General features: G+C 52.2%; 18 protein-coding genes and 1 pseudogene. 11 read left to right on the forward strand and 8 right to left on the reverse strand.

Annotated elements, in window-relative coordinates; all coding sequences use genetic code 11:
- Positions 1 to 84 precede the first annotated feature (84 nt).
- From SK47_RS08235 to SK47_RS08250, 5 genes and pseudogenes are all read left to right on the forward strand, one after another.
- The gene (locus SK47_RS08235) at positions 85 to 633 is read left to right on the forward strand and encodes a recombinase family protein (protein WP_045142480.1); all 549 of its coding nucleotides are present in this window, start codon (positions 85 to 87) and stop codon (positions 631 to 633) included.
- Between the two features lie 115 nt (positions 634 to 748).
- The gene (locus SK47_RS23875) at positions 749 to 1171 is read left to right on the forward strand and encodes a hypothetical protein (RefSeq protein ID WP_075262086.1); all 423 of its coding nucleotides are present in this window, start codon (positions 749 to 751) and stop codon (positions 1169 to 1171) included.
- Between the two features lie 769 nt (positions 1172 to 1940).
- Positions 1941 to 3461 (forward strand): flagellin N-terminal helical domain-containing protein, encoded by a 1521-nt coding sequence (locus SK47_RS08240; RefSeq protein WP_048243869.1) that lies wholly within the window; start codon positions 1941 to 1943, stop codon positions 3459 to 3461.
- 145 nt (positions 3462 to 3606) lie between these two features.
- Positions 3607 to 4539, forward strand: a complete 933-nt coding sequence (locus SK47_RS08245) for an RNA-guided endonuclease InsQ/TnpB family protein (RefSeq protein ID WP_048243871.1) — start codon at positions 3607 to 3609, stop codon at positions 4537 to 4539.
- A gap of 418 nt (positions 4540 to 4957) precedes the next feature.
- Positions 4958 to 5300 (forward strand): annotated as a pseudogene (locus SK47_RS08250) (hypothetical protein).
- Between the two features lie 221 nt (positions 5301 to 5521).
- Here the strand turns inward: SK47_RS08250 and SK47_RS08255 are convergent.
- Both SK47_RS08255 and yeaG read right to left on the reverse strand, forming a co-directional pair.
- On the reverse strand, positions 5522 to 6805 hold the full coding sequence (locus tag SK47_RS08255; protein ID WP_023299884.1) for a YeaH/YhbH family protein: 1284 nt from the start codon (positions 6803 to 6805) through the stop codon (positions 5522 to 5524).
- A gap of 89 nt (positions 6806 to 6894) precedes the next feature.
- Positions 6895 to 8829, reverse strand: coding sequence for a protein kinase YeaG (gene yeaG, locus SK47_RS08260; protein ID WP_006809140.1), 1935 nt, complete (start codon positions 8827 to 8829; stop codon positions 6895 to 6897).
- Positions 8830 to 9261: 432 nt separating this feature from the next.
- Here yeaG and SK47_RS08265 point away from each other — a divergent pair, with 432 nt between their 5' ends.
- Complete coding sequence (locus tag SK47_RS08265; RefSeq protein WP_022650867.1) at positions 9262 to 10008, forward strand: MipA/OmpV family protein; 747 nt, start codon at positions 9262 to 9264, stop codon at positions 10006 to 10008.
- A 66-nt stretch (positions 10009 to 10074) separates the two neighbouring features.
- Here the strand turns inward: SK47_RS08265 and SK47_RS08270 are convergent, their stop codons facing one another.
- Positions 10075 to 10959, reverse strand: coding sequence for a D-hexose-6-phosphate mutarotase (locus SK47_RS08270; RefSeq protein WP_023324474.1), 885 nt, complete (start codon positions 10957 to 10959; stop codon positions 10075 to 10077).
- Between the two features lie 74 nt (positions 10960 to 11033).
- Entirely contained in the window at positions 11034 to 12029 is a 996-nt protein-coding gene (gapA, locus tag SK47_RS08275) for a glyceraldehyde-3-phosphate dehydrogenase (RefSeq protein WP_006809136.1), read from the reverse strand.
- Positions 12030 to 12370: 341 nt separating this feature from the next.
- On the opposite strand from gapA, the gene msrB reads away from it, so the two are divergent.
- Both msrB and SK47_RS08285 read left to right on the forward strand, forming a co-directional pair.
- Positions 12371 to 12784: a peptide-methionine (R)-S-oxide reductase MsrB gene (gene msrB, locus SK47_RS08280; RefSeq protein ID WP_003857865.1), complete on the forward strand. Its 414-nt coding sequence runs from the start codon at positions 12371 to 12373 to the stop codon at positions 12782 to 12784.
- A 41-nt stretch (positions 12785 to 12825) separates the two neighbouring features.
- Positions 12826 to 13104, forward strand: coding sequence for a YeaC family protein (locus tag SK47_RS08285; RefSeq protein ID WP_003857863.1), 279 nt, complete (start codon positions 12826 to 12828; stop codon positions 13102 to 13104).
- 60 nt (positions 13105 to 13164) lie between these two features.
- Here SK47_RS08285 and SK47_RS08290 read toward each other — a convergent pair whose 3' ends face one another.
- From SK47_RS08290 to sppA, 4 genes are all read right to left on the reverse strand, one after another.
- Positions 13165 to 14421 (reverse strand): chitinase ChiD, encoded by a 1257-nt coding sequence (locus tag SK47_RS08290; protein ID WP_045330566.1) that lies wholly within the window; start codon positions 14419 to 14421, stop codon positions 13165 to 13167.
- 219 nt (positions 14422 to 14640) lie between these two features.
- The gene (gene pncA, locus SK47_RS08295; protein WP_048243873.1) at positions 14641 to 15282 is read right to left on the reverse strand and encodes a bifunctional nicotinamidase/pyrazinamidase; all 642 of its coding nucleotides are present in this window, start codon (positions 15280 to 15282) and stop codon (positions 14641 to 14643) included.
- 9 nt (positions 15283 to 15291) lie between these two features.
- Complete coding sequence (gene ansA, locus SK47_RS08300) at positions 15292 to 16308, reverse strand: asparaginase (protein ID WP_023303507.1); 1017 nt, start codon at positions 16306 to 16308, stop codon at positions 15292 to 15294.
- A gap of 62 nt (positions 16309 to 16370) precedes the next feature.
- Positions 16371 to 18227, reverse strand: a complete 1857-nt coding sequence (gene sppA, locus SK47_RS08305) for a signal peptide peptidase SppA (protein ID WP_023324478.1) — start codon at positions 18225 to 18227, stop codon at positions 16371 to 16373.
- 167 nt (positions 18228 to 18394) lie between these two features.
- On the opposite strand from sppA, the gene SK47_RS08310 reads away from it, so the two are divergent.
- The 3 genes from SK47_RS08310 to SK47_RS08320 all read left to right on the forward strand — a co-directional run bounded on the left by SK47_RS08310 (position 18395) and on the right by SK47_RS08320 (position 22018).
- Positions 18395 to 18946: an NAD(P)H nitroreductase gene (locus SK47_RS08310; RefSeq protein WP_023324479.1), complete on the forward strand. Its 552-nt coding sequence runs from the start codon at positions 18395 to 18397 to the stop codon at positions 18944 to 18946.
- Positions 18947 to 19062: 116 nt separating this feature from the next.
- Positions 19063 to 20106 (forward strand): selenide, water dikinase SelD, encoded by a 1044-nt coding sequence (selD, locus tag SK47_RS08315; protein ID WP_015570773.1) that lies wholly within the window; start codon positions 19063 to 19065, stop codon positions 20104 to 20106.
- Positions 20107 to 20110: 4 nt separating this feature from the next.
- The gene (locus SK47_RS08320; protein WP_048243875.1) at positions 20111 to 22018 is read left to right on the forward strand and encodes a DNA topoisomerase III; all 1908 of its coding nucleotides are present in this window, start codon (positions 20111 to 20113) and stop codon (positions 22016 to 22018) included.
- The last annotated feature ends 4 nt before the right edge of the window (positions 22019 to 22022 follow it).

A 22022-nucleotide genomic window follows, 5' to 3' on the forward strand; every position in this document is an offset into this window, starting at 1 on the left:
AAACCGACGTTTTATAGATTGCCCTGCGGCAGCCATGCCGATAACTTCACCTGATTTTTTTGCAGAAAATATTGGGTGAAAAATATGCAAATTGGCTACGTTAGGGTGTCAACAAATGACCAAAACACAGATCTTCAGCGACAAGCTCTCGAACGAGCAGGATGTGAACAGGTTTTTGAGGAAAAAATGAGCGGGACGGTAGCGAACCGGCCAGCGCTTAAAAAGCTTCTGCGAACGCTGAATGAGGGCGATACGCTGGTAGTGTGGAAGCTGGATCGCCTCGGGCGAAGCATGCGGAACCTAGTACTGCTGGTAGACGAACTCCGGCAGCGCGGCATCCACTTCAAAAGTCTTACGGACAGCATAGACACCTCCAGCCCAATGGGGCGTTTCATATTCCACATCATGTCAGCCCTGGCCGAGATGGAGAGGGAGTTAATCGTGGAACGCACCCGGGCAGGACTGGCGGCAGCCCGGGAGAAAGGACGCATAGGCGGCAGACGGCCGAAGTTAACCCCTGAGCAATGGGCGCAGGCTGGCAGGCTGATCGCAAACGGAGTGGACAGAAAGCAGGTGGCGATTATTTACGACGTTGCGGTGTGCACCTTGTATAAGAAATTTCCGGCGCGGTAGTGGCAGAGGAAAAAATTTTAAACATTAAATCAAATTTTCGTAATAAAGTATTGAAGGAATGTAATAAAGTTGTTGAGATATTGGTAAGCGGTTGGGTTGAGCATTGGCGGCATTCATGGCAAAAACAGATTCTATTACTCCTGAAGAGTTCAGGGCTATTCATTTTGGACTATCTAAGATCTCATCAACATGGGCAGATCTATGGTTAACATTATTTTATCTGCGTGCTGAGTGCCGCAGGGTTATTACTATTAGATATTCCGATATAGAAGGTGACATGCTGCACTTGGCTGGAACACCTAGGTTTGAGCCACGAACAATTAGATTAAATTTAATGCTTTCTAAATTATTTGCGCACAGAAAGGATTGCAATCCTTCTGATATTTATGTTTTCCAGAGTAGATCAAATCGAGTCAAAGCCTTAGCTAGGCCTGTGACTGTAATAGCAATGAATAATGCCTTAAAACAAGCATCCAAATACATAATAGGGAAAAATATCACCATGAAAAGTGCTCTGAGAGTAATCGGTGGAAAGTAGTTGGACGGGAGTTCATACGCTACATACCTAAATGTTTATGGAAGGTTAGGGCGATGGTCTATGATCACGTCCTTTAGCAAGACTCTATTCTCCCTGCTGATTGTCGATTTACTACTATATTAGATGTAAGGTATGAACTTACATTAATTTTAGGAGGAGTTTCAAGTAAGTAAAATGAGACCCTGATTAGAATAAATCAAACCGAGCATGGAGGAGAGTAAATAATAAAGCAGCGCATGTAAGATTTAAGATTATAACAAAACGGGCGGAAACATTCACTGAACCAATCTCCGGATCATGTATTAGACAGACAATAACTGTAATGTAAAAACATCTTACACACACCTACTAAAAAAGACAGATAAACTAAGGTGGCATCCGATGAGATAGCTAAGCATTTATGCCTTGGATAGGTCTTACCATCGGAGCATGGGTTTATGCTGGCTTGTTGAGTGCTGAGAAATGAAGAGATTAGAGGTATAGAAGAGGGAGCCAGTTTGTCAAACGAGATAGATTATTTACGATGCTCAACCTATTGATTTATTTGGCTTTATCATGGTGGATGTGGGGGCGTTAAAACGAACTTATCACATTGTATTAAAAGTAAACAACTATCTTTCGTTTGGTGCCTGAAAGCAGATGGGGACGGTTTTTCACTTTTTCTTCTAAAGGTCCCGAGTACTTTGCCGATAGTGAACATAGCGGCGCAGGAGCCAAATGGTGGAAGCCGTAAACTTAATTTAAGTTCAATCAAATAGGAATTACTATCATGGCACAAGTCATCAATACCAACAGCCTCTCGCTGATCACTCAGAACAACATCAATAAGAACCAGTCAGCTCTGTCTTCTTCTATCGAGCGCTTGTCATCTGGTCTACGCATTAACAGCGCAAAAGATGATGCAGCTGGCCAGGCTATTGCTAACCGCTTCACCTCTAACATCAAAGGTCTGACTCAGGCTGCTCGTAATGCTAACGATGGTATTTCTGTAGCACAGACTACAGAAGGCGCGCTGTCAGAAATTAACAACAATTTGCAGCGTGTACGAGAATTGACTGTACAGGCATCTACCGGCACGAACTCTGCTTCTGATCTGTCTTCAATTCAGGACGAAATCAAATCCCGTCTGTCAGAAATTGATCGCGTATCTAACCAGACACAGTTTAACGGTGTTAATGTGCTGGCTAAAGATGGCAAAATGAATATCCAAGTTGGTGCGAATGATGGCCAAACTATCACCATTGATTTGAAGAAAATCGACTCGGCAACATTAGGGTTGACTGGTTTTGATGTTTCATCAAAAGCGACAATTTCCACAACGGCTGTCACCGGCGCTGCAACCTCTACTACAACTTATGCTGACAGTGCTACTGCTATCGGTACCGTAGATCTTACTTCATTAGATACTGGTGCAACTCTTGGCAATATTTTCCTTGATGAGACTGATGGATCTTACTATGCAAGTGTAACTAACTCTAACACTCCGGGCGAAAACACTAGCTATAAGATTAATGTCAATCCAGATGGTACCGCTTCGCTGGGTGCTGTAACACCTACACCTGTTGGCTCAAAAGATCTCGGGGCCAATAACGGTACTGCAAAAGTTCAGACAGCGACTACTGTTACAACCCCTGGCCCTGCTGCTGATGTTACTGCTGCAAAAGCGACTCTTGCTACCGCAGGTGTTGATACCACGGATCTTAAATTAGTAAAACTTTCCTCCACAGATGCAGAAGGTAACGTAACTAGCGCTGGTTACGGTTTGCAAAACGCAAAAGGAGAAATCTATGCGACAGACTATGATGGTACCAATCCAGCAGCTGTTGCAGATGCTAAAACTATTAACTACACCGATGCTTCAGGTGCAACTGTAACTGGTGCTGCTATCACTCTTGGTGGATCCGATGGTAAAACTGAACTGGTTACCTCTGACGGTAAAACTTATAAGGCGTCTGAGCTGAGCGGTAAGGACCTTTCTGATCCAACCAATACAGTCAAAGCCGTTGCAGATAATGCCAAACCATTGGCTGCGCTTGATGATGCAATCGCTATGGTAGATAAGTTCCGTTCATCTTTAGGTGCTGTCCAGAATCAGTTAAACTCAGCAGTAACTAACCTTAATAACACCACCACTAACCTGTCTGAAGCGCAGTCCCGTATTCAGGATGCCGACTATGCGACTGAAGTGTCGAATATGTCCAAAGCGCAGATCATTCAGCAGGCTGGTAACTCCGTGCTGTCCAAAGCTAACCAGGTTCCTCAGCAGGTTCTGTCTCTGCTGCAAGGCTAATTTCATATTAAGTGTCAAAGCCCCATATATGTGGGGCTTTTTTATTGGCTGAATAAGGTCGTTAAAAGTAGTCAAATCCTTTAATCAAAGCTCGCAAAATGATGTAGCATTTCATCAATTTCGCTCCGTTTACACAGGTCCAGTTGTGATTAAAAAACAGGCATTCAAATTTTTGCTTGAACCTAACAAAGGTCAGTTATCTGACTTTTTGGCCTTTGCTGGTTCCTGTCGTTTTGTTTACAACAAAGGCCTTGCTCTTCTTAACGAAAATTACCGTTCGGGTAAAAAAATCATAGGCTACAATCAGCTGGCTTCTGAATTGGTGGAATGGAAGAATGAAGAGAGCCTTTCTTGGTTGAAAGAAGCTCCTTCTCAGTGTCTACAGCAATCGTTAAGAGATTTAGACAGAGCATTCAGAAACTTTTTCACCGGCAAATCACAATATCCAAAGTTTAAAAAGAAAGGTCGGCATGATTCTTTCCGTATACCATGCCAAAGGGTTAGAGTAGATCAAGAAAAAAAACTGGTATCTCTTCCTAAAGTCGGCTGGGTAAAGTATCGCAAGAGTCGTGAAATCATTGGTGATTTAAAAAACGCAACTATTTCCCTGAATCAGGGAAAGTGGTACATCAGTTTTAATACAGAGCAAACAGTACCTGATCCAATACACCCCTCTGATATCAAATCTACAATTGTACTTAATAATGTGGGTAGCGTTCATCTGTCATCTGGGGTCGGCGGTGATAACACTTACCAAGCGGAAGAAAAGAAAAAGTTAATCCGTCTTAATAAAATACTGACCAGAAGAAAGAAACACAGCAAAAATTGGCTTAAAACCAAAGGTAAAATTGACAGAGTAAAATCAAAGGCAGCAAGGATAAGACTCGATAATATCCATAAAGCAACCACGGCAATTTGTAAAAATCACGCACTTGTTGAGGTTGTGAACTTTATGGATTCTGTATCTGACAAGAACGATAACACTCTGAGTATGAGATACGAATTTGTCAGGCAATTGATATACAAACAAGAATGGCTGGGTGGTGAAGTTATTCGCCGGGAGAGTAAACCCTTGTAAGGTGTTTTCAGTGATAAGGTAGTATATGATGAAGTTTAAGCGGCAGGGCATGTCGTTTCTGCTTGTGGAGGAAGGTTAATTTAACTTCCGTTGAAGCAAGAATCTCATAATTGAGAATGTCAACGTCTGGTCCAATGCTTTACAAGCAGAAGTATCTTAGTGTACTGAAATGCGTTTGAGGGTTTACAGTTGTGGAAGTCAAAAACTAACCCAAAAAAGTTATCGTTACATGAAAACAGATGGCTTCATACGGAAGCTGCGAGGCATTAACTGGCACTTTACTAAGGCTCGATGCAAATTCATGAATAGAGCGCAACCAGCCAGGTTTCGCTGACAAGACGATAGACAGTAGCGACAATCGTTACTGGATCTTACGCAGCATGGGGAGGGTTCACTGGTAGGCTTTCCTTCACCAACTATGGGTTACGTCGAACGCCGACTTTCTCCATCCGTTCTGTGCAACATAGGGGCCGAAAGCAGGGTTCTAGAAACAGATGTTGGGTTTGCAGTCATTGAGCCAGCCACGAAAAAAGCCTGGAGAGGTATTGTTATTTCTGTGCGACGGTCACACTCAGTTTGCAAAACTGATGGGTAAGTCACTTATTACGGATGATGGCGAGGCAATAGAGGGAACCGCTCTGGAAGAGGTAGAAGTATTGGGCAGAGTGACGTTTTTCATCAACCGAGCATTAGATGATGATTGCCCTGCAATGTTGGTAGATTTTCACCCTACGTCATTGAAGGCAAAAAACCAGCCATAAGCGGCTGGTTTGTTTGATGTAGTTTTGGTCGGCACGATAGGATTTTACCTCCATCCCATGATGGCCATCCTAAAGCTCAAAGGATGTTTTGTATAATCACTTCTTCAAAATCGCATTCCCCAAAATAAAAGCTAAACGAATGAAAAATATAGTGAAATTTAAGGATTAAATTGCAATAAAATCAGCCAGAAAAACATAGTTAACTGGCTGATTAATAAAATTTAATTGGAGGTTGTAGAACTCTGCTTCTGGAACAGTTCCCGGAAGACCGGATAGATGTCATCCTGGTCACGAATGTGCTGCATCGCAAAGTTATCAAACATCGCTTGCAGATGCTCATACTCACGCCATAGCGTCTGGTGGGCGCGACGGGTAATTTCAATGTAGCTGTAGTAACGCACCACCGGCAGGATCTTCTTCGCCAGAATTTCATGACACAGCGGCGAGTCATCCGCCCAGTTATCGCCATCCGATGCCTGCGCGGCGTAGATGTTCCACTGCGCCGGATCGTAGCGCTCCTTCACTACCTCATCCATCAGCTTCAGGGCGCTCGACACGATGGTGCCACCGGTCTCCTGCGAGTAGAAGAACTCATGTTCATCCACCTCTTTCGCCTGAGTGTGATGGCGGATGTAGACCACCTCCACGTTCTTATACGTTCTGCTCAGGAACAGATAGAGCAGAATATAAAAACGCTTAGCCATATCCTTGGTGGCCTGATCCATTGAACCTGACACGTCCATCAGGCAGAACATCACCGCCTGGCTGGAAGGCTCAGGGCGTTTTTCGTAGTTCTTGTAGCGCAGGTCGAACGTGTCGATAAACGGCACCCGGTCGATCTTCGCCCGCAGTTCGGCAATCTCTTTTCGCAGGCGCTCCTCTTCCAGCAGTTGCGCCGGTTCCGTGTTTTCCACTACTTTCAGGCTGGTTTCCAGCTCGCGCAGTTCGCGCCGTTTGCCTGCCGTCATCGCCGTGCGTCGCGCCAGCGAGTTTTGCAGTGAACGCACCACGCTGATGTTGGCGGGCACCCCATTTGCGGTATAGCCCGCACGATGGGTTTTGTATTCGTTGAGTTGACGGTGCTGATTCTTTCTCAGATTCGGCAGGGCCAGATCCTCAAACAGCAGATCGAGATATTCGTCTTTTGAAATCTGGAAGACAAACTCATCCTGGCCTTCTCCGTCCTGGCTGGCTTGCCCCTGACCGCTGCCAGAACCGCCGCCTCCGCCTTGGGGACGCTCGATTCTGTCATTCTGGACGAAGTGGTCATTACCTGGGTGTACACGATGGCGAAGGCCGCCACGCCCCTGATGAAACATCGGTTCGCTGATGTCATCGTTGGGGATGGAGACGGATTCGCCGCTGTCGACGTCGGTCACCGAGCGTTTGTTGATGGCCTCGGAGATCGACTGTTTAATTTGCGCTTTATAACGGCGCAAGAAGCGCTGGCGATTCACCGTGCTCTTGTTTTTGCCGTTAAGACGCCGGTCAATAAACCAGGTCATATATCCCCCGTACTGCATTTGCCAACTTGCAGCGTCCGTAAGTGCCGGACATTTTGTTGGCCCGGTAAGCGCGTTACCGGGCACTTGTTTTAAGACGATTTACGCACGCGCAGATACCATTCACAAAGCAGGCGGACCTGTTTGCGCGTATAGCCTTTTTCCATCATACGGTCGACAAAATCGTCGTGCTTTTTCTGCTCGTCGGTTGAGGTTTTGGCGTTGAACGAGATAACCGGCAACAGCTCTTCCGTGTTAGAGAACATTTTCTTCTCTATAACGGTGCGCAGTTTTTCGTAGCTGGTCCAGTTCGGATTGCGGCCGTTGTTATGCGCTCTGGCGCGCAGCACGAAGTTCACAATCTCGTTTCGGAAGTCTTTCGGGTTGCTGATCCCGGCTGGTTTCTCGATTTTTTCAAGTTCCGCGTTCAGGGATTCACGGTCAAACAGCTGGCCGGTATCCGGGTCGCGATACTCCTGATCCTGGATCCAGAAGTCAGCGTAAGTGACGTACCGGTCGAAGATGTTCTGGCCGTATTCGGAATAGGATTCCAGATAGGCGGTCTGGATCTCTTTGCCAATGAACTCGGCGTATTTCGGGATCAGGTAGCCTTTCAGGAACTCCAGGTAGCGTTCAGCCTGCTCCTGTGGGAACTGTTCACGTTCAATTTGCTGTTCCAGCACGTAGAACAGATGTACCGGGTTGGCGGCCACCTCCGCGTGGTCGAAGTTAAAGACGCGGGAGAGGATCTTAAACGCGAAACGCGTCGACAGACCGTTCATCCCTTCGTCGACCCCGGCGTAATCGCGGTATTCCTGGTACGATTTCGCTTTCGGGTCGGTATCCTTCAGGCTTTCGCCGTCATACACGCGCATTTTTGAGTAGATGCTGGAGTTTTCCGGCTCTTTCAGGCGCGACAGGATCGAGAAGCGCGACAGCGTTTCCAGCGTTCCCGGTGCGCAAGGGGCATGGACCAGCTCACTGTGGTTGAGCAGTTTTTCGTAAATCTTGATCTCCTCGGAGATCCGCAGGCAATAAGGCACTTTGACGATGTACACACGGTCAAGGAACGCCTCATTGTTTTTGTTGTTACGGAAGGTCACCCATTCAGATTCGTTAGAGTGGGCAAGGATAATCCCGTTAAACGGCAGGGCGGAAATACCTTCCGTCCCGTTGTAGTTCCCCTCCTGGGTGGCGGTCAGCAGCGGATGCAGCACTTTGATCGGTGCTTTAAACATCTCGACGAATTCCATAATCCCCTGGTTGGCACGGCACAGCGCACCGGAATAGCCGTAGGCATCCGGGTCGTTTTGCGCGTGATGCTCCAGCTTACGGATATCGACTTTACCCACCAGCGCCGAGATATCCTGGTTGTTCTCGTCACCGGGTTCTGTTTTGGCAATGGCGATCTGCTCGAGGATAGACGGCCACACTTTCACGACGCGGAATTTGGTGATGTCCCCGCCAAACTCGTGCAGACGTTTTGCCGCCCACGGCGACATGATCGTACCGAGATAGCGATGCGGAATGCCAAACTCTTTTTCCAGAATTTGCGCATCCTCTTGCGGATTAAACAGGCACAGCGGATGGTCATTGACCGGGCTGCGCTCGCCGTTGGCGCTCAGCACATAGATCGGCACGCGCTGCATCAGCGCTTTCAGCCGTTCAGCCAGGGAGGATTTACCCCCACCGACAGGACCCAGCAGGTAAAGGATCTGCTTCTTCTCTTCCAGCCCCTGAGCGGCATGCTTCAGGTAGGAGACGATCTGCTCAATGGCATCTTCCATGCCATAGAACTCTTCAAACGCCGGGTATCGGGCGACCACCCGATTCGAAAAGAGACGGGAAAGCCGTGGCTCCAGGGCAGTATCAACCATGTTTGGCTCACCAATAGCCATCAATAGCCGTTCTGCCGCATTGGCATAGGCACTGCGATCTTGCCGACAAATGGTAAGAAACTCCTGCAGTGTGAACTCTTCGTCCTTGGCAGCTTCGTAGCGCTGGCGATAGTGATCGAATATATTCATGGCATGCCGTCCTTTCGTTTTTTAGCACAGGATAAGAGCCGTTCGTATGAGTAGTGGAGGCTCCCGGAAGAGAATTTTTCGCACCTCACTGCCAGAGCAGCAACCTGTGTGCCAGGTCGAAGGCTATGAACCGCAGGGTGTTCAGCAAAACCTCTTCTTAAATTAAAGCGTAGATGGCAATTGCAAAACTTGCATACGGATAAAATCTACTTTCAATGACATATCAATAACTCATCCAAAAATTTCCACTGCGGTTATAAGCGAAAAGCGGGTTTTTCATTTATCGGTCACATAAATGAAAGCGGGATGTCATCTGAAAAATGAAAAATAACGGGTTAATCAAACGGATTAGTGCGCAAAAAATTTTGGGATGTACGGGAATGGCGGTTACACTTCACCCGCTGATTATTTGACTACAGGAAAGAATGGATTGTGACCAAACTCAAACTTCTGGCATTGGGCATCCTTGCCGCTACCGCAGCGAGCACCGTACAGGCTGAGAGCCAGTGGACTGTTGGCGCGGGTGCTGGCGTGATTAACAGCCCGTACAAGCAGTATGACCGCGACGTTTATCCTGTCCCCGTTGTCACCTATGAAGGCGATAACTTCTGGTTCCGTGGGTTGGGCGGCGGCTACTATCTGTGGAACGATACGGCCGATAAGCTCTCCATCATGGCCTATTACGACCCAACGCACTTTAAACCAGGCGACAGCGACAGCAATGCGCTTCGTCAACTGGACAAACGCAGAAGCTCACTGATGGCGGGGCTTTCTTACGTCCATAATACCGAGTATGGCTTCCTGCGCACTGCGCTGGCGGGCGATACCCTGGACAACAGCAACGGCTTCATCTGGGATCTGGCGTGGCTTTACCGCTATACCAACGGCGCAGTGACGCTGACGCCGGGTATCGGTGTGCAGTACAGCAGCGAAAATTACAACGACTACTACTATGGCGTGTCTAAAGCGGAGTCTCGCCGCAGTGGTTTGAATAGCTACAGCGCGGATGATGGCTGGGACCCGTACCTGGAACTCACCGCATCGTATAACTTCCTCGGTGACTGGAATGTGTACGGTACTGGCCGTTACATTCGTCTGAGCGATGAAGTGAAAGACAGCCCGATGGTCGACAAGTCCTGGTCTGGCATCTTCTCTGTAGGTGTGACCTACAAGTTCTGACCAGAACGTAATGCATTAAAACGGGGCGCTTGCGCCCCGTTTGTTTTTTATGATGCCTGAACAATATTAGCGCTTCACAATCTTGATCGTCTGGCCTAAGCGGGACGGTTTTTCTTCGCTGGTTTTCTGCGGCGCGGTCACGCACGCGGTTTCCACGCAGACGAAGGTTTTGTAACCGTCATCCGGGATATCCGCCATGCTGACGGAAAGGGCAGGGCCCGGGTTCCAGCCCACTACGTTGCTGTGGTGGTGATGAACCACATCAATACCGCGGTTCAGCGCGCTGTCGTGGATGACGCTACAGGCTTCCGGGTGCAGGTATACGCGGTCGGTACGATCCGGGAAAGTCTGCACGCCGTCGTCCAGCTTGCCTTCTTTCGCGTTATCCACTTTGTCGATAAAGGTATCGCCAAGTCCGCTCACCTTAACGGCCTGAATGTCGCCTACGTTGAAATAGGTGTGCAGGGCGGACGTTGTTTCGAATTCGCCGTGCGCTTCCAGTTCAATCTCGCAGGTTTTACCCAGCTTGAAGCGGGCATACAGGGTGAATTCATGTGGCCACAGGGCGCGCGTTTCATCATTCGCCTGGAGCTCAAAGGTCAACACCGCGCCGTTTTCATCTTCGTTGTGGGCTTTCAGCGTCCACTGCTGGTTACGGGCGAAACCGTGAGACGGTAATCCCTGCTGCGCTGACGGGCCAAACCATGGCCAGCAAATCGGTACGCCGCCGCGGATCGCCGCCCCTCTTTTGAACGAGGTGGCCTCGCTCAGCCACAGGCCTTCTTCTTCACCTTCTGGTTTCCAGGAGAGCAGGTGGGCGCCATTGAGCGCGACGGAGGCTTTAACGCGCGGATGATCAACGACGATGATATCGGCACCGTCAATCTGACGGCGGGAGAGCACAGGGGTAAGTTGTTCGACTACCGGAAGTGCAAAAATTTTATTAATCATTAAGCAATCCTCTGTCTAAAAACAATAAAAAAGGCGACCGAAGTCGCCTTTTAGGATCAAGCACTCATCTCAACTTATTTGGAGATGTGAGCGATCAGGTCCAGTACTTTGTTAGAGTAGCCAGTTTCGTTGTCGTACCAGGAAACCAGTTTCACGAAGTTGTCGTTCAGTGCGATACCTGCTTTAGCATCGAACACGGAAGTGCACACTTCGCCGTTGAAATCGGTAGATACAACGTCGTCTTCGGTGTAACCCAGAACGCCTTTCATTGGGCCTTCGGAAGCAGCTTTGATTGCTTTCTTAATTTCTTCATAAGAAGCAGCTTTTTCCAGACGAACGGTCAGGTCAACAACGGATACGTTAGGAGTTGGAACGCGGAACGCCATACCAGTCAGTTTGCCATTCAGTTCTGGCAGTACTTTACCTACTGCTTTAGCAGCACCGGTAGAAGATGGGATGATGTTCTGAGCCGCGCCACGGCCGCCGCGCCAGTCTTTGTGAGACGGGCCATCAACGGTTTTCTGAGTAGCGGTGGTTGCGTGAACGGTAGTCATCAGACCTTCGATGATGCCGAAGTTGTCGTTGATAACTTTAGCCAGCGGTGCCAGGCAGTTGGTGGTGCAGGATGCGTTGGAAACGATGTCCTGGCCAGCGTAAGTTTCAAAGTTTGCACCGCGAACGAACATTGGGGTGTTGTCTTTGGAAGGACCAGTCAGAACAACTTTCTTCGCACCCGCAGTGATGTGTTTACGTGCAGTTTCGTCGGTCAGGAAGATACCGGTAGCTTCAGCTACAACGTCAACACCGATTTCGTTCCATTTCAGGTTAGCTGGGTCTTTCTCAGCAGTAACGCGGATGGTTTTGCCGTTAACAACCAGGTGGCCGTCTTTCACTTCAACGGTGCCGTCGAAACGACCGTGAGTTGAGTCGTACTTCAGCATGTACGCCATGTATTCAGCGTCCAGGAGATCGTTGATACCAACGATTTCGATGTCAGAACGTTTCTGAGCAGCACGGAAAACAATACGGCCGATACGGCCAAAACCGTTGATACCTACTTTGATAGTCATATATTCCACCAGCTATTTGTTAGTGAATAAAAGGTTGCCTGTAAAATTACAAAAACCTTACGCAGCGTCAAGCGGAATCGTGTCAATCATTGCGACAAATCAATCCTGTGACTAACGTTTGTGCGACTGACTCGCCTCACTTTCCCTTTGAGCTAGCAACCACATGGGGGCTGCGCCCGGAATTTTAAAGGCCTCGCAGGATTAAAATGTGAAATTGATCACAATTGCCTGACCGCCTTTTCGCGACACATAAGTTTAGAACAAAAGTGCACGCGCGGGTGTTAATGTTTTGTTAGAATCTGGGTTAAAAGATGTCTGTTTCAACAGCGAGATGTAAGCATATGTCGAACCAACGTAACCCCGACGATTTGAAAAAAAACCTTACAGAGATGCAGTTTTACGTGACGCAAAATCACGGCACAGAACCGCCGTTTTCCGGGCGTTTGCTGCACAATAAACGGGAAGGCGTCTACCACTGCCTGGTGTGTGATGCACCGCTGTTTAACTCCCAGACGAAGTACGATTCTGGCTGCGGCTGGCCGAGTTTTTACGAGCCTGTCAGCGATGATGCGATCCGCTACCTGACGGACACCTCGCACGGCATGGTGCGCACCGAAATTCGTTGCGGGAATTGCGACGCCCATCTCGGGCATGTCTTCCCGGATGGCCCGCAGCCGACGGGGGAGCGTTTCTGCGTAAATTCGGCTTCCATGAGCTTTACCGATGATGAAAACGGCGACCAGACCAAGGGTTGAAAAAACGATTCAGCAAATTATTCCTTTGAAAGGGAGAGATCATGAATATTGATGACATGATTGCAGGTATGACCCCGGAGGTTTATCAGCGTCTGGTGACGGCCGTTGAGCTGGGAAAATGGCCGGACGGTGTGGCGCTCACACCTGAGCAAAAAGAGAACAGCTTGCAGCTGGTGATGCTGTGGCAGGCGCGTCACAATACCGACGCCCAGCACATGACCATCGACACTAACGGTCAGATGGTGATGAAAAGCAAGCGCGAGTTAAAAGAAGACTTCGGCATCACGCCGAAGCCGATTGCGACGATGAAAATGCAATAACGGTGCGGGTTTATGCCCTCACCCAACCCTCTCCCAAAGGGAGAGGGCTTGATTGTCTTACTACTGATGCGGGATCCCAAGCGACTCCGCCAGCTGTTTCGCGAGCTGGTTTTCGTCGTCAGCCCCATACTCCCAGAACATGGCGCCGGCCAGACCTTTCTCCTTGATGTAATCCGCTTTGATCGCCACGGAGCGCGGGTTCTCATAGGAAATCGCAAACAGCGCCTTCCCGTCGGCGGATTTCACCGACAGCCACGGCACCTTCGCCTGTTCGTCCCAGTGCTCGGTAAAGCGTTTCTGCGGATCGTTCAGCAGCTTGCGGACGATATCGTTGTATTTCACATAGGTATCTTTGGTCAGATCATAGCCAAGCGATTTGAACAGGCCCAGTTCCTGCGGCCCGAAGTAGGGCTGCGTCACCGGATTGTTTTGTGCGTCTGGTTTGCTCCAGTCGATCCCTGGCTCTACGGCACGTTTCGGCACGCGCCCATAGAAACCAATTCCGAGGTTCATCTGCTGCGGCTTCAGCCCGGCGGCCAGATAGTTATTCACCACAAAATCGACGCTGTATTTGTCTGCGGCAGTTACCGTTGGCCAGTCGCTGGAGTCATACAGATTCGCGTTAAAATACTGAGTACCGTACGCCATGTCGTAGGTCATCAGGTTGATGTAATCAAGCAAGGGGGCAATGGCTTTCACATCCACCCAGCTTTTCGGACTTTCCGCATTCGCGCCCACCGCAATCGTGACCAGCTTTTTCTTACCAAACGCGTCACGCATCTCTTTTAACAGCGCGGTGAAATTATCCCGGTCGGCAGGGGTGCTTTCGACAAGTCCCCACGCGCCGTTGACCGGATATTCCCAGTCCAGGTCGATCCCGTCCAGGCCGTATTGACTGACGATCTCCTGCGCGGAGCGAATAAACACCGCGCGACTCTCTTTGGTTGCCGCTGCGCCAGAAAATCCTCGCGCGCCCCAGCCGCCAACGGAAAGCAGGACTTTCAGGTTCGGGTTTTGTTTACGAAGCTGAGGAAGTAACGCCAGATCGGATGCCACCTTGGGTGATAACCAGATTTGATGCAGTTTTGCCGGATCTTTCAGCGCGGCGTTGGTTTCGTCTTTCTCGTTGTTATAGACCAGACCAAACGAGTAGTTGAGGTGGGTGATCTGGCGGACGTCGAGTTTATTAATATCGCCACCCGGTCCGGCGGTAACATCGCCACCGCCATTGAAGTAACCCACGGACATCAGGGGCGCAGCGGAAGCCAGTGACGCGCAAAGCAAGGGTAATGCTGCCAGCAAGGGCAAACGTTTCATATAATTTCCTCTTTGACTGAATAAAAATAACCACGCCACAGAAAAGGCGTGGCGAAAAAACAGCCTGAAGAGAATAGCATCGCCGTTTCGCTTGTGATGCGAGGGAGTTCACTTTATGGGGATTGGGGAAGAAATGCCGGGTGGCGCTGACGCTTATCCGGTCTACAAAACCAGAGAAAGTAGGCCGGGTAAGGCTAAGCCGTCACCCGGCTAAAAAGCTTACGCCTGCGTCTCCATCCAGTCAGCCAGCGTATACAGCGTTGCGCCTTCTGCGGCCATATCCATAAACGCCTGAGCGCTGTCATGCGGCTGAATATTCACTCCGCGACAGCCGTCGGTGATGACATTCACGGTATAGCCCAACTGCAGCGCATCCAGCACGGTGAACTTCACGCAGTAATCCGTCGCCAGGCCCAGCACAATCAGCTCGGTGATCTCATGGTGGCGTGACCACGCGTCCAGCGCCGTCTTCTGGCGGTGACCGTTATCAAAGAACGCGCTGTAGCTGTCGATGATTGGGTTTTCACCTTTGTGGAACACCGCGTCGATGGCCTTCTGGTTCAGCAGCGGATGCAGCTCAGCGCCTTCCGTCTGCTGCACGCAGTGATCGGGCCAGAAGGTTTGCGCCAGCCCGTCCAGTTCGCCCTGGCTGTAAGGCTCAACGTTGTGCTGGCTGGCAAAGCTGCCGTGGTTTGCCGGATGCCAGTCCTGACTCGCCAACACCGCTTCACCACGAGCTTTACACCACGCAATCAGCGAATTCGCGACGTCTACGGTGCTGTCGCCTTCCGCGACGGCCAGCGCACCACCCGCACAGAAATCATTTTGCAAATCGACCAGTAACAGGGCGCGTTGCTTCATGGGATCTCCTTATTCGTCCGGCGTCAGTTCACCGCGCAGGTTTTGCATCATGGCGCGGCGAATGGAATCAATATCCAGATCCTGACTCAGTAAATAGTGAAGTTTAGTCAGCGTTGCCTCAACGGTCATATCGAAACCACTTATCACGCCTGCGTGAGCCAGAGCATTACCGGTGGCGTAGCCGCCCATATTGACCTTGCCGGACATACACTGGGTGAGGTTGACCACCACAATCCCGCGATCGCTCGCCTCCTGAAGCTCTTTCAGGAACTCACCGTTCTGCGGGGCGTTACCCACACCATAGGAGCGCAGGATCAGCGCCTTCACCGGCTGGCGCAGGAAGTTGCGCACCACGTCGGCGGAGATCCCCGGATAAATCGTCACCACGCCAATCGGCTGCGGGGTGATCGGATGAACGATCAGCTCGCCTGCCGTATTTGGTGCGGGCGGCGTGCCCAGACGACGGATATGGATCCCCGCTTCCAGCAGCGGTTGCAGGTTAGGTGAGGCAAAAGCGTCAAAGCCATCGGCGTGCGCTTTAGTGGTACGGTTCCCGCGGTACAGTCGGTTGTTGAAGAACAGCGTTACCTCGTTGATCGGGTAATTAGCGGCCACGTACAGGGAGTTAAGCAGGTTGATCTGCCCGTCTGAACGCAGTTCCGCCAGCGGGATCTGCGAACCGGTCACGATGACGGGCTTGCTCAGGTTCTCCAGCATGAAGGAGAGCGCCGAGGCGGTGAACGCCATGGTGTCGGTACCGTGAAGGATCACGAAGCCGTCGTACTGGTCGTAATGGGCTTTAATATCATCCGCAATATGCTGCCAGTCTTCCGGCGTCATGTCGGAGGAGTCCATCAGCGGCTCATATTCGTGGATGGTAAAGTCCGGCATTTCCGGACGGTGAAATTCAGGCATCAGCGCCAGCTGGCGCTGCAAGTGGCCGGAAACCGGGATATAGCCATTTTCTGAGCGCTGCATACCGATGGTACCGCCGGTATAGGCGACATATATTGATTTCTTCTGCATGGTAATGAGTTCTTGTTCTTCAAAAGAAAAAATCCCCTCTTCACGGGAAGAGGGGACGGTTTTTAACGCACGTTCGCGCAGGTCAGGCAAAACGCGTAACGGCTCTGTGGATCATTAAAGGCTGCGAGCTTGTCGCTCTCCGCTTTCATGGCTTTCGCCGCGGTCGCCACCGGCGCCGGCAGATAAGCCTGAAGCGCGTCCGGCAGCATGGCACGGACGGAGCCGGACATGCTGTCCATGACCATATCGAAGAACGTCGGTTCGTCCTGATAATAGTCCACGTGCCACTGCTTGAGCTTCGCCAGCTCCGCCGCTTTCTTCACGGCGTCGTCGAAATCACCCAGGCTGTCTACCAGACCGTTGCTCTTCGCATCCTGGCCGGTCCAGACGTGGCCCTGCGCGATCTGGTCAATCTGGTCTGGCGTCTTTTTACGGGAGTCCGCAACCAGCGTGATGAAACGTTTATAGCCACTCTCAATGCTGAGCTGCATCATCTCAGACACCTCAGGCGGCAGGGATTTGGTAACGGACACGTCTGCCAGCGGCGAGGTGGAAACGCCGTCGGTGTGGACGCCGAGATAATCCAGGCTGTTCTCAACGGTGTTGATCACACCGAAGATGCCAATCGAGCCGGTCAGCGTGCTTGGGTTAGCCACGATGTAGTTGGCTGGCGTCGAGATCCAGTACCCCCCGGAAGCCGCCATGCCGCCCATCGAGACCACTACCGGCTTGCCTGCGGCGCGCGCGGCGGCCAGTTCAGCACGGATCACTTCAGAGGCGCTGACGCTGCCGCCAGGGCTGTTCACCCGCAGGACAATTGCCTTCACTTTCGGATCCAGGCGCGCATCGCGGATCTGCGACGCGGTGGTGTCTCCGCCGACGTTCCCCGGCGTTTCTTCCCCGTCCATAATGGCCCCGTTAGCAAACACCACGGCGATGCTGTCACCGCTGTCGTCCGATTTTTTCGCGGCGTAGTCATACATGCTGATGGCGCTGTAGTTTTTGTCCTCTTTACTCCAGCCGAACTGTTTGGTCAGCGCTTTTTCAATTTCAGCGCTGGAACCCAGCTGATCGACCAGTTTGTTATCAAGCGCGTATTTCGCTGTATCGCCGTCCACCTTGCGCAGGCCGTCCAGCACGCCGCGCGCGCCCGGAAAGACCTGCTCAGCGGTAATCTGACGGTTAGCGGCAATGGTGCCGAGGTAGTTCTGCCACAGCTCGCCAATCCAGCGGCTGTCCGCTTCACGAGCGGCAGGGGACATATCATCGCGGATAAACGGCTCCACGGCGGATTTATAGGTCCCGACGCGGAAGACGTGAGTAGTGACCTTCAGCTTGTCGAGCAGCGATTTGTAGTACAGACCGTTAGTGGCGAAGCCATGCAGATCGACCGTACCCTGCGGAGAGAGCCAGATCTTATTGGCGAAGCTCGCCAGATAATATTGCCCCTGGCTATAGCTGTCGCCTACGGCAATCACCGGCTTGCCGCTGTCGCGGAATTCGCGCAGCGCTTTACCGATGTACTGCATCGACGGCTGATCGCCTCCGGCAAAATCTTTCAGATCCAGCACGATGCCGGTGATGTTGCGGTCATCTTTCGCCTGGCGGATGGTATCGACGATATCGAAGAGAGAGTTTTCCTGCAGGCGGTCGGACGTGGCGCCGAACAGCTGGCGGCCAATCACGCCCAGACGGTTGCTGGTCGATGGCTTATCAACAATCACCCCGGTGATATCGAGTAACAGTGCGCCGCGCGTCGAATGCTGCGACTGGTTTGCGTTGCTGATATGCATCCAGATACCAGCGCATACCAGGACCAGGAAGATGAAAAAGATGTTCATCACCAGGTTGCGGACGAAGTTGAGCAGTCGCCACGTCCATTTAAAGAAACCGGCAATAATTCGCCAAAGGGTTCGCATGTATTCTCCCTAACCAGAAAATGACTGTTTCCGTCGCCACTGGACGGTAATGTTGGGTTATCGTAATGACCCAACCGCCACTTGTCAGCAGGAATCGCCTGCCAGGCTGTAACAAAATCTGCCGTCGTGTTAATTTTGTGAGTAAATTTCATGAAAGGAGTTAACCAATGGACGCACTTGAACTGCTTGTTAACCGTCGTAGCGCTTCCCGCCTGGCCGAACCGGCACCCGTCGGCGAGCAGCTGGAAAACATTCTGCGTGCCGGAATGCGTGCGCCGGACCATGGCACATTGCAGCCGTGGCACTTCTTTATTATTGAAGGCGAAGGGCGCGGCCGCTTCAGCCAGCTGCTGGAGCAGGGGGCTGTTGCCGCAGGCCAGGATGAGAAGGGGATTGATAAAGCCCGCAACGCGCCATTCCGTGCGCCGATGATCATCGCGGTAGTCGCAAAATGCCAGGCCGATCATAAAGTGCCGGTCTGGGAGCAGGAGATGTCTGCCGGTTGCGCGGTAATGGCAATGCAAATGGCCGCCGTCGCGCAGGGCTTCAATGGCATCTGGCGCACCGGACCGCTGACCGAAAGTTCGGTCGTGCGTGATGGCTTTGCCTGTGGCGAGCACGATAAAATTGTCGGCTTCCTCTATCTCGGCACCCCGCAGCTTAAAGCCTCCAGCACCATCAGCGTGCCGGACACCACGCCTTTCGTCAGCCGTTTTTAATTACCCGCGCTAAACTGTCTGGATTCTGAGCATCCGCCGCAGAATTCAGACAGTCATACTTACCTCTTTATGGAATGAGCGCTACCATAGCGCGATTGAGATGACAGGAGACGTCCATGAGCGAGCAAACCATTCGTTTAACGCAATACAGCCACGGAGCCGGTTGCGGTTGTAAAATTTCCCCGAAAGTGCTGGAGACCATCCTGCACAGTGAGCAGGCGAAGTTTGTCGACCCGAACCTGCTTGTCGGTAACGAAACGCGTGACGATGCAGCGGTTTATGACTTAGGTAACGGCACCAGCATTATCAGCACCACTGACTTTTTTATGCCGATTGTCGACAACCCATTCGACTTCGGACGCATTGCGGCCACCAACGCCATCAGCGATATCTTTGCGATGGGCGGTAAACCGATCATGGCGATCGCCATTCTGGGCTGGCCGATTAACACCCTGCCGCCGGAAATTGCCCGCGACGTGATTGAAGGCGGACGCTTTGCCTGCCAGCAGGCGGGTATTGCCCTGGCCGGTGGACACTCTATCGATGCGCCGGAGCCGATCTTCGGCCTGGCCGTCACCGGCGTGGTGCCCACCGAACGCGTGAAGCGCAACAGCACGGCGCAACCGGGCTGCAAACTGTTCCTCACCAAGCCGCTGGGCATTGGCGTACTGACCACTGCCGAGAAGAAATCCCTGCTGAAGCCCGAGCATATCGGTCTGGCAACGGAAGTGATGTGTCAGATGAACCTCGCCGGTGCGGCATTCGCTAATATCGACGGCGTGAAGGCCATGACCGACGTGACCGGATTTGGTCTGCTGGGGCACCTCTCTGAAGTCTGTCAGGGCGCAGGCGTGCAGGCGCAGGTCTGGTATCAGGATGTGCCGAAACTGCCGGGCGTGGAAGAGTACATTGCTCAGGGCGCGGTGCCGGGCGGGACGCAGCGCAACTTCGCCAGCTACGGCCATTTAATGGGCGAAATGCCGGAAGCATGGCGTAACCTGCTGTGCGATCCGCAAACCTCCGGCGGTCTGCTGCTGGCGGTGACGCCGGAAGCTGAAGCTGACGTTCAGGCGACGGCTGCCGAGTTTGGCATCACCCTGACGGCCATTGGTGAGCTGGTGACCGCCCGCGGTGGTCGCCCGATGATTGAGATCCGTTAATTCGATGCGGTTGTTTATTGCCGAAAAACCGAGTCTGGCGCGTGCCATCGCCGACGTGCTGCCCAAGCCGCATCGCAAAGGTGATGGCTTTATCGAATGCGGTAACGGACAGGTGGTCACCTGGTGTATCGGGCACCTGCTTGAACAGGCGCAGCCGGATGTCTACGACAGCCGCTACGCCCGCTGGAATCTCAACGATCTGCCGATTGTGCCGGAAAAGTGGCGTCTGCAACCGCGTCCTTCCGTCACCAAACAGCTCAACGTCATTAAGCGCTTCCTGCATGAGGCGACGGAAGTGGTCCACGCGGGTGACCCGGACAGGGAAGGGCAACTGCTGGTCGATGAAGTGCTGGACTACCTGGAGCTGGCGCCGGAAAAGCGTCAGCAGGTGCAGCGCTGCCTTATCAACGACCTCAACCCGCAGGCGGTGGAGCGCGCGATTTCGCGCCTGCGCGCCAACAGCGAATTTATTCCCCTGTGTGTCTCCGCGCTGGCACGTGCCCGCGCGGACTGGCTGTACGGGATCAACATGACCCGCGCCTACACCATCCTGGGACGCAATGCGGGCTATCAGGGCGTACTCTCTGTTGGGCGTGTTCAAACCCCGGTGCTGGGGCTGGTGGTGCGTCGCGACGAAGAGATCGAAAATTTCGTCGCCAAAGACTTCTTCGAAGTCAAAGCGCATATCGTCACGCCGAAAGACGAACGCTTTACCGCCGTCTGGCAGCCGAGCGATGCCTGTGAGTCATATCAGGACGAAGAGGGACGGCTGCTGCATCGTCCGCTGGCGGAGCACGTGGTTAACCGCATTACCGGCCAGCCCGCGATAGTCACCAGCTATAACGACAAACGGGAATCAGAGCCCGCACCACTGCCGTTCTCCCTTTCGGCGTTGCAGATCGAGGCCGCGAAAAAGTTTGGCCTGAGCGCGCAGAACGTGCTCGATATCTGCCAAAAGCTCTATGAAACCCACAAGCTGATCACCTATCCGCGTTCGGACAGCCGCTATCTGCCGGAGGAACACTTCGCCGGACGCCACTCGGTGATGAACGCCATTGGTGTCCATGCGCCGGATCTGTTGCCGCAACCGGCGGTAAACCCGGATACCCATAACCGCTGCTGGGACGATAAAAAAGTCGATGCCCACCACGCGATAATCCCGACGGCGCGCACCAGCAACGTCAACCTGACCGACAACGAAGCAAAAGTCTATAACCTGATCGCGCGTCAGTATCTGATGCAGTTCTGCCCGGACGCGGTTTTCCGCAAGTGCGTTATTGAGCTGGAAATTGCCAAAGGCAAATTTATCGCCAAAGCGCGTTTCCTCGCGGAAGCGGGCTGGCGCACGCTGCTCGGCAACAAAGAGCGTGACGAAGAGAACGATGGCACGCCGCTGCCGGTCGTAGCCAAAGGCGACGAACTGCTGTGCGAGAAGGGGGAGGTGGTTGAACGACAGACCCAGCCGCCGCGCCACTTCACCGATGCGACGCTGCTTTCGGCCATGACCGGGATCGCCCGTTTTGTGCAGGATAAAGATCTGAAGAAGATCCTCCGCGCCACCGACGGTCTGGGTACGGAAGCAACCCGCGCGGGGATCATCGAGCTGCTCTTTAAGCGCGGTTTTCTTGAGAAAAAGGGGCGCTATATCCATTCGACCGAGCCGGGGCGCGCGCTGATTCATTCCCTGCCGGAGCTGGCCGCCAGGCCGGACATGACCGCGCACTGGGAATCGGTGCTGACGCAGATCAGCGAGAAGCAGTGCCGCTATCAGGACTTTATGCACCCGCTCGTGGGGACGCTTTACCAGCTGATCGATCAGGCGCGCAGCACGCCGGTGAAGCGCTTCAGAGGGATGGTTGCACCAGGCGCGGGTGCGAAGAAACCGTTTAAAAAGAAGAAAAGCGCGGCCTGATACG

Source organism: Enterobacter sp. BWH52, assembly GCF_001037565.1.
In the GTDB taxonomy this organism is placed as follows: Bacteria; Pseudomonadota; Gammaproteobacteria; order Enterobacterales; family Enterobacteriaceae; genus Enterobacter; species Enterobacter hormaechei_C.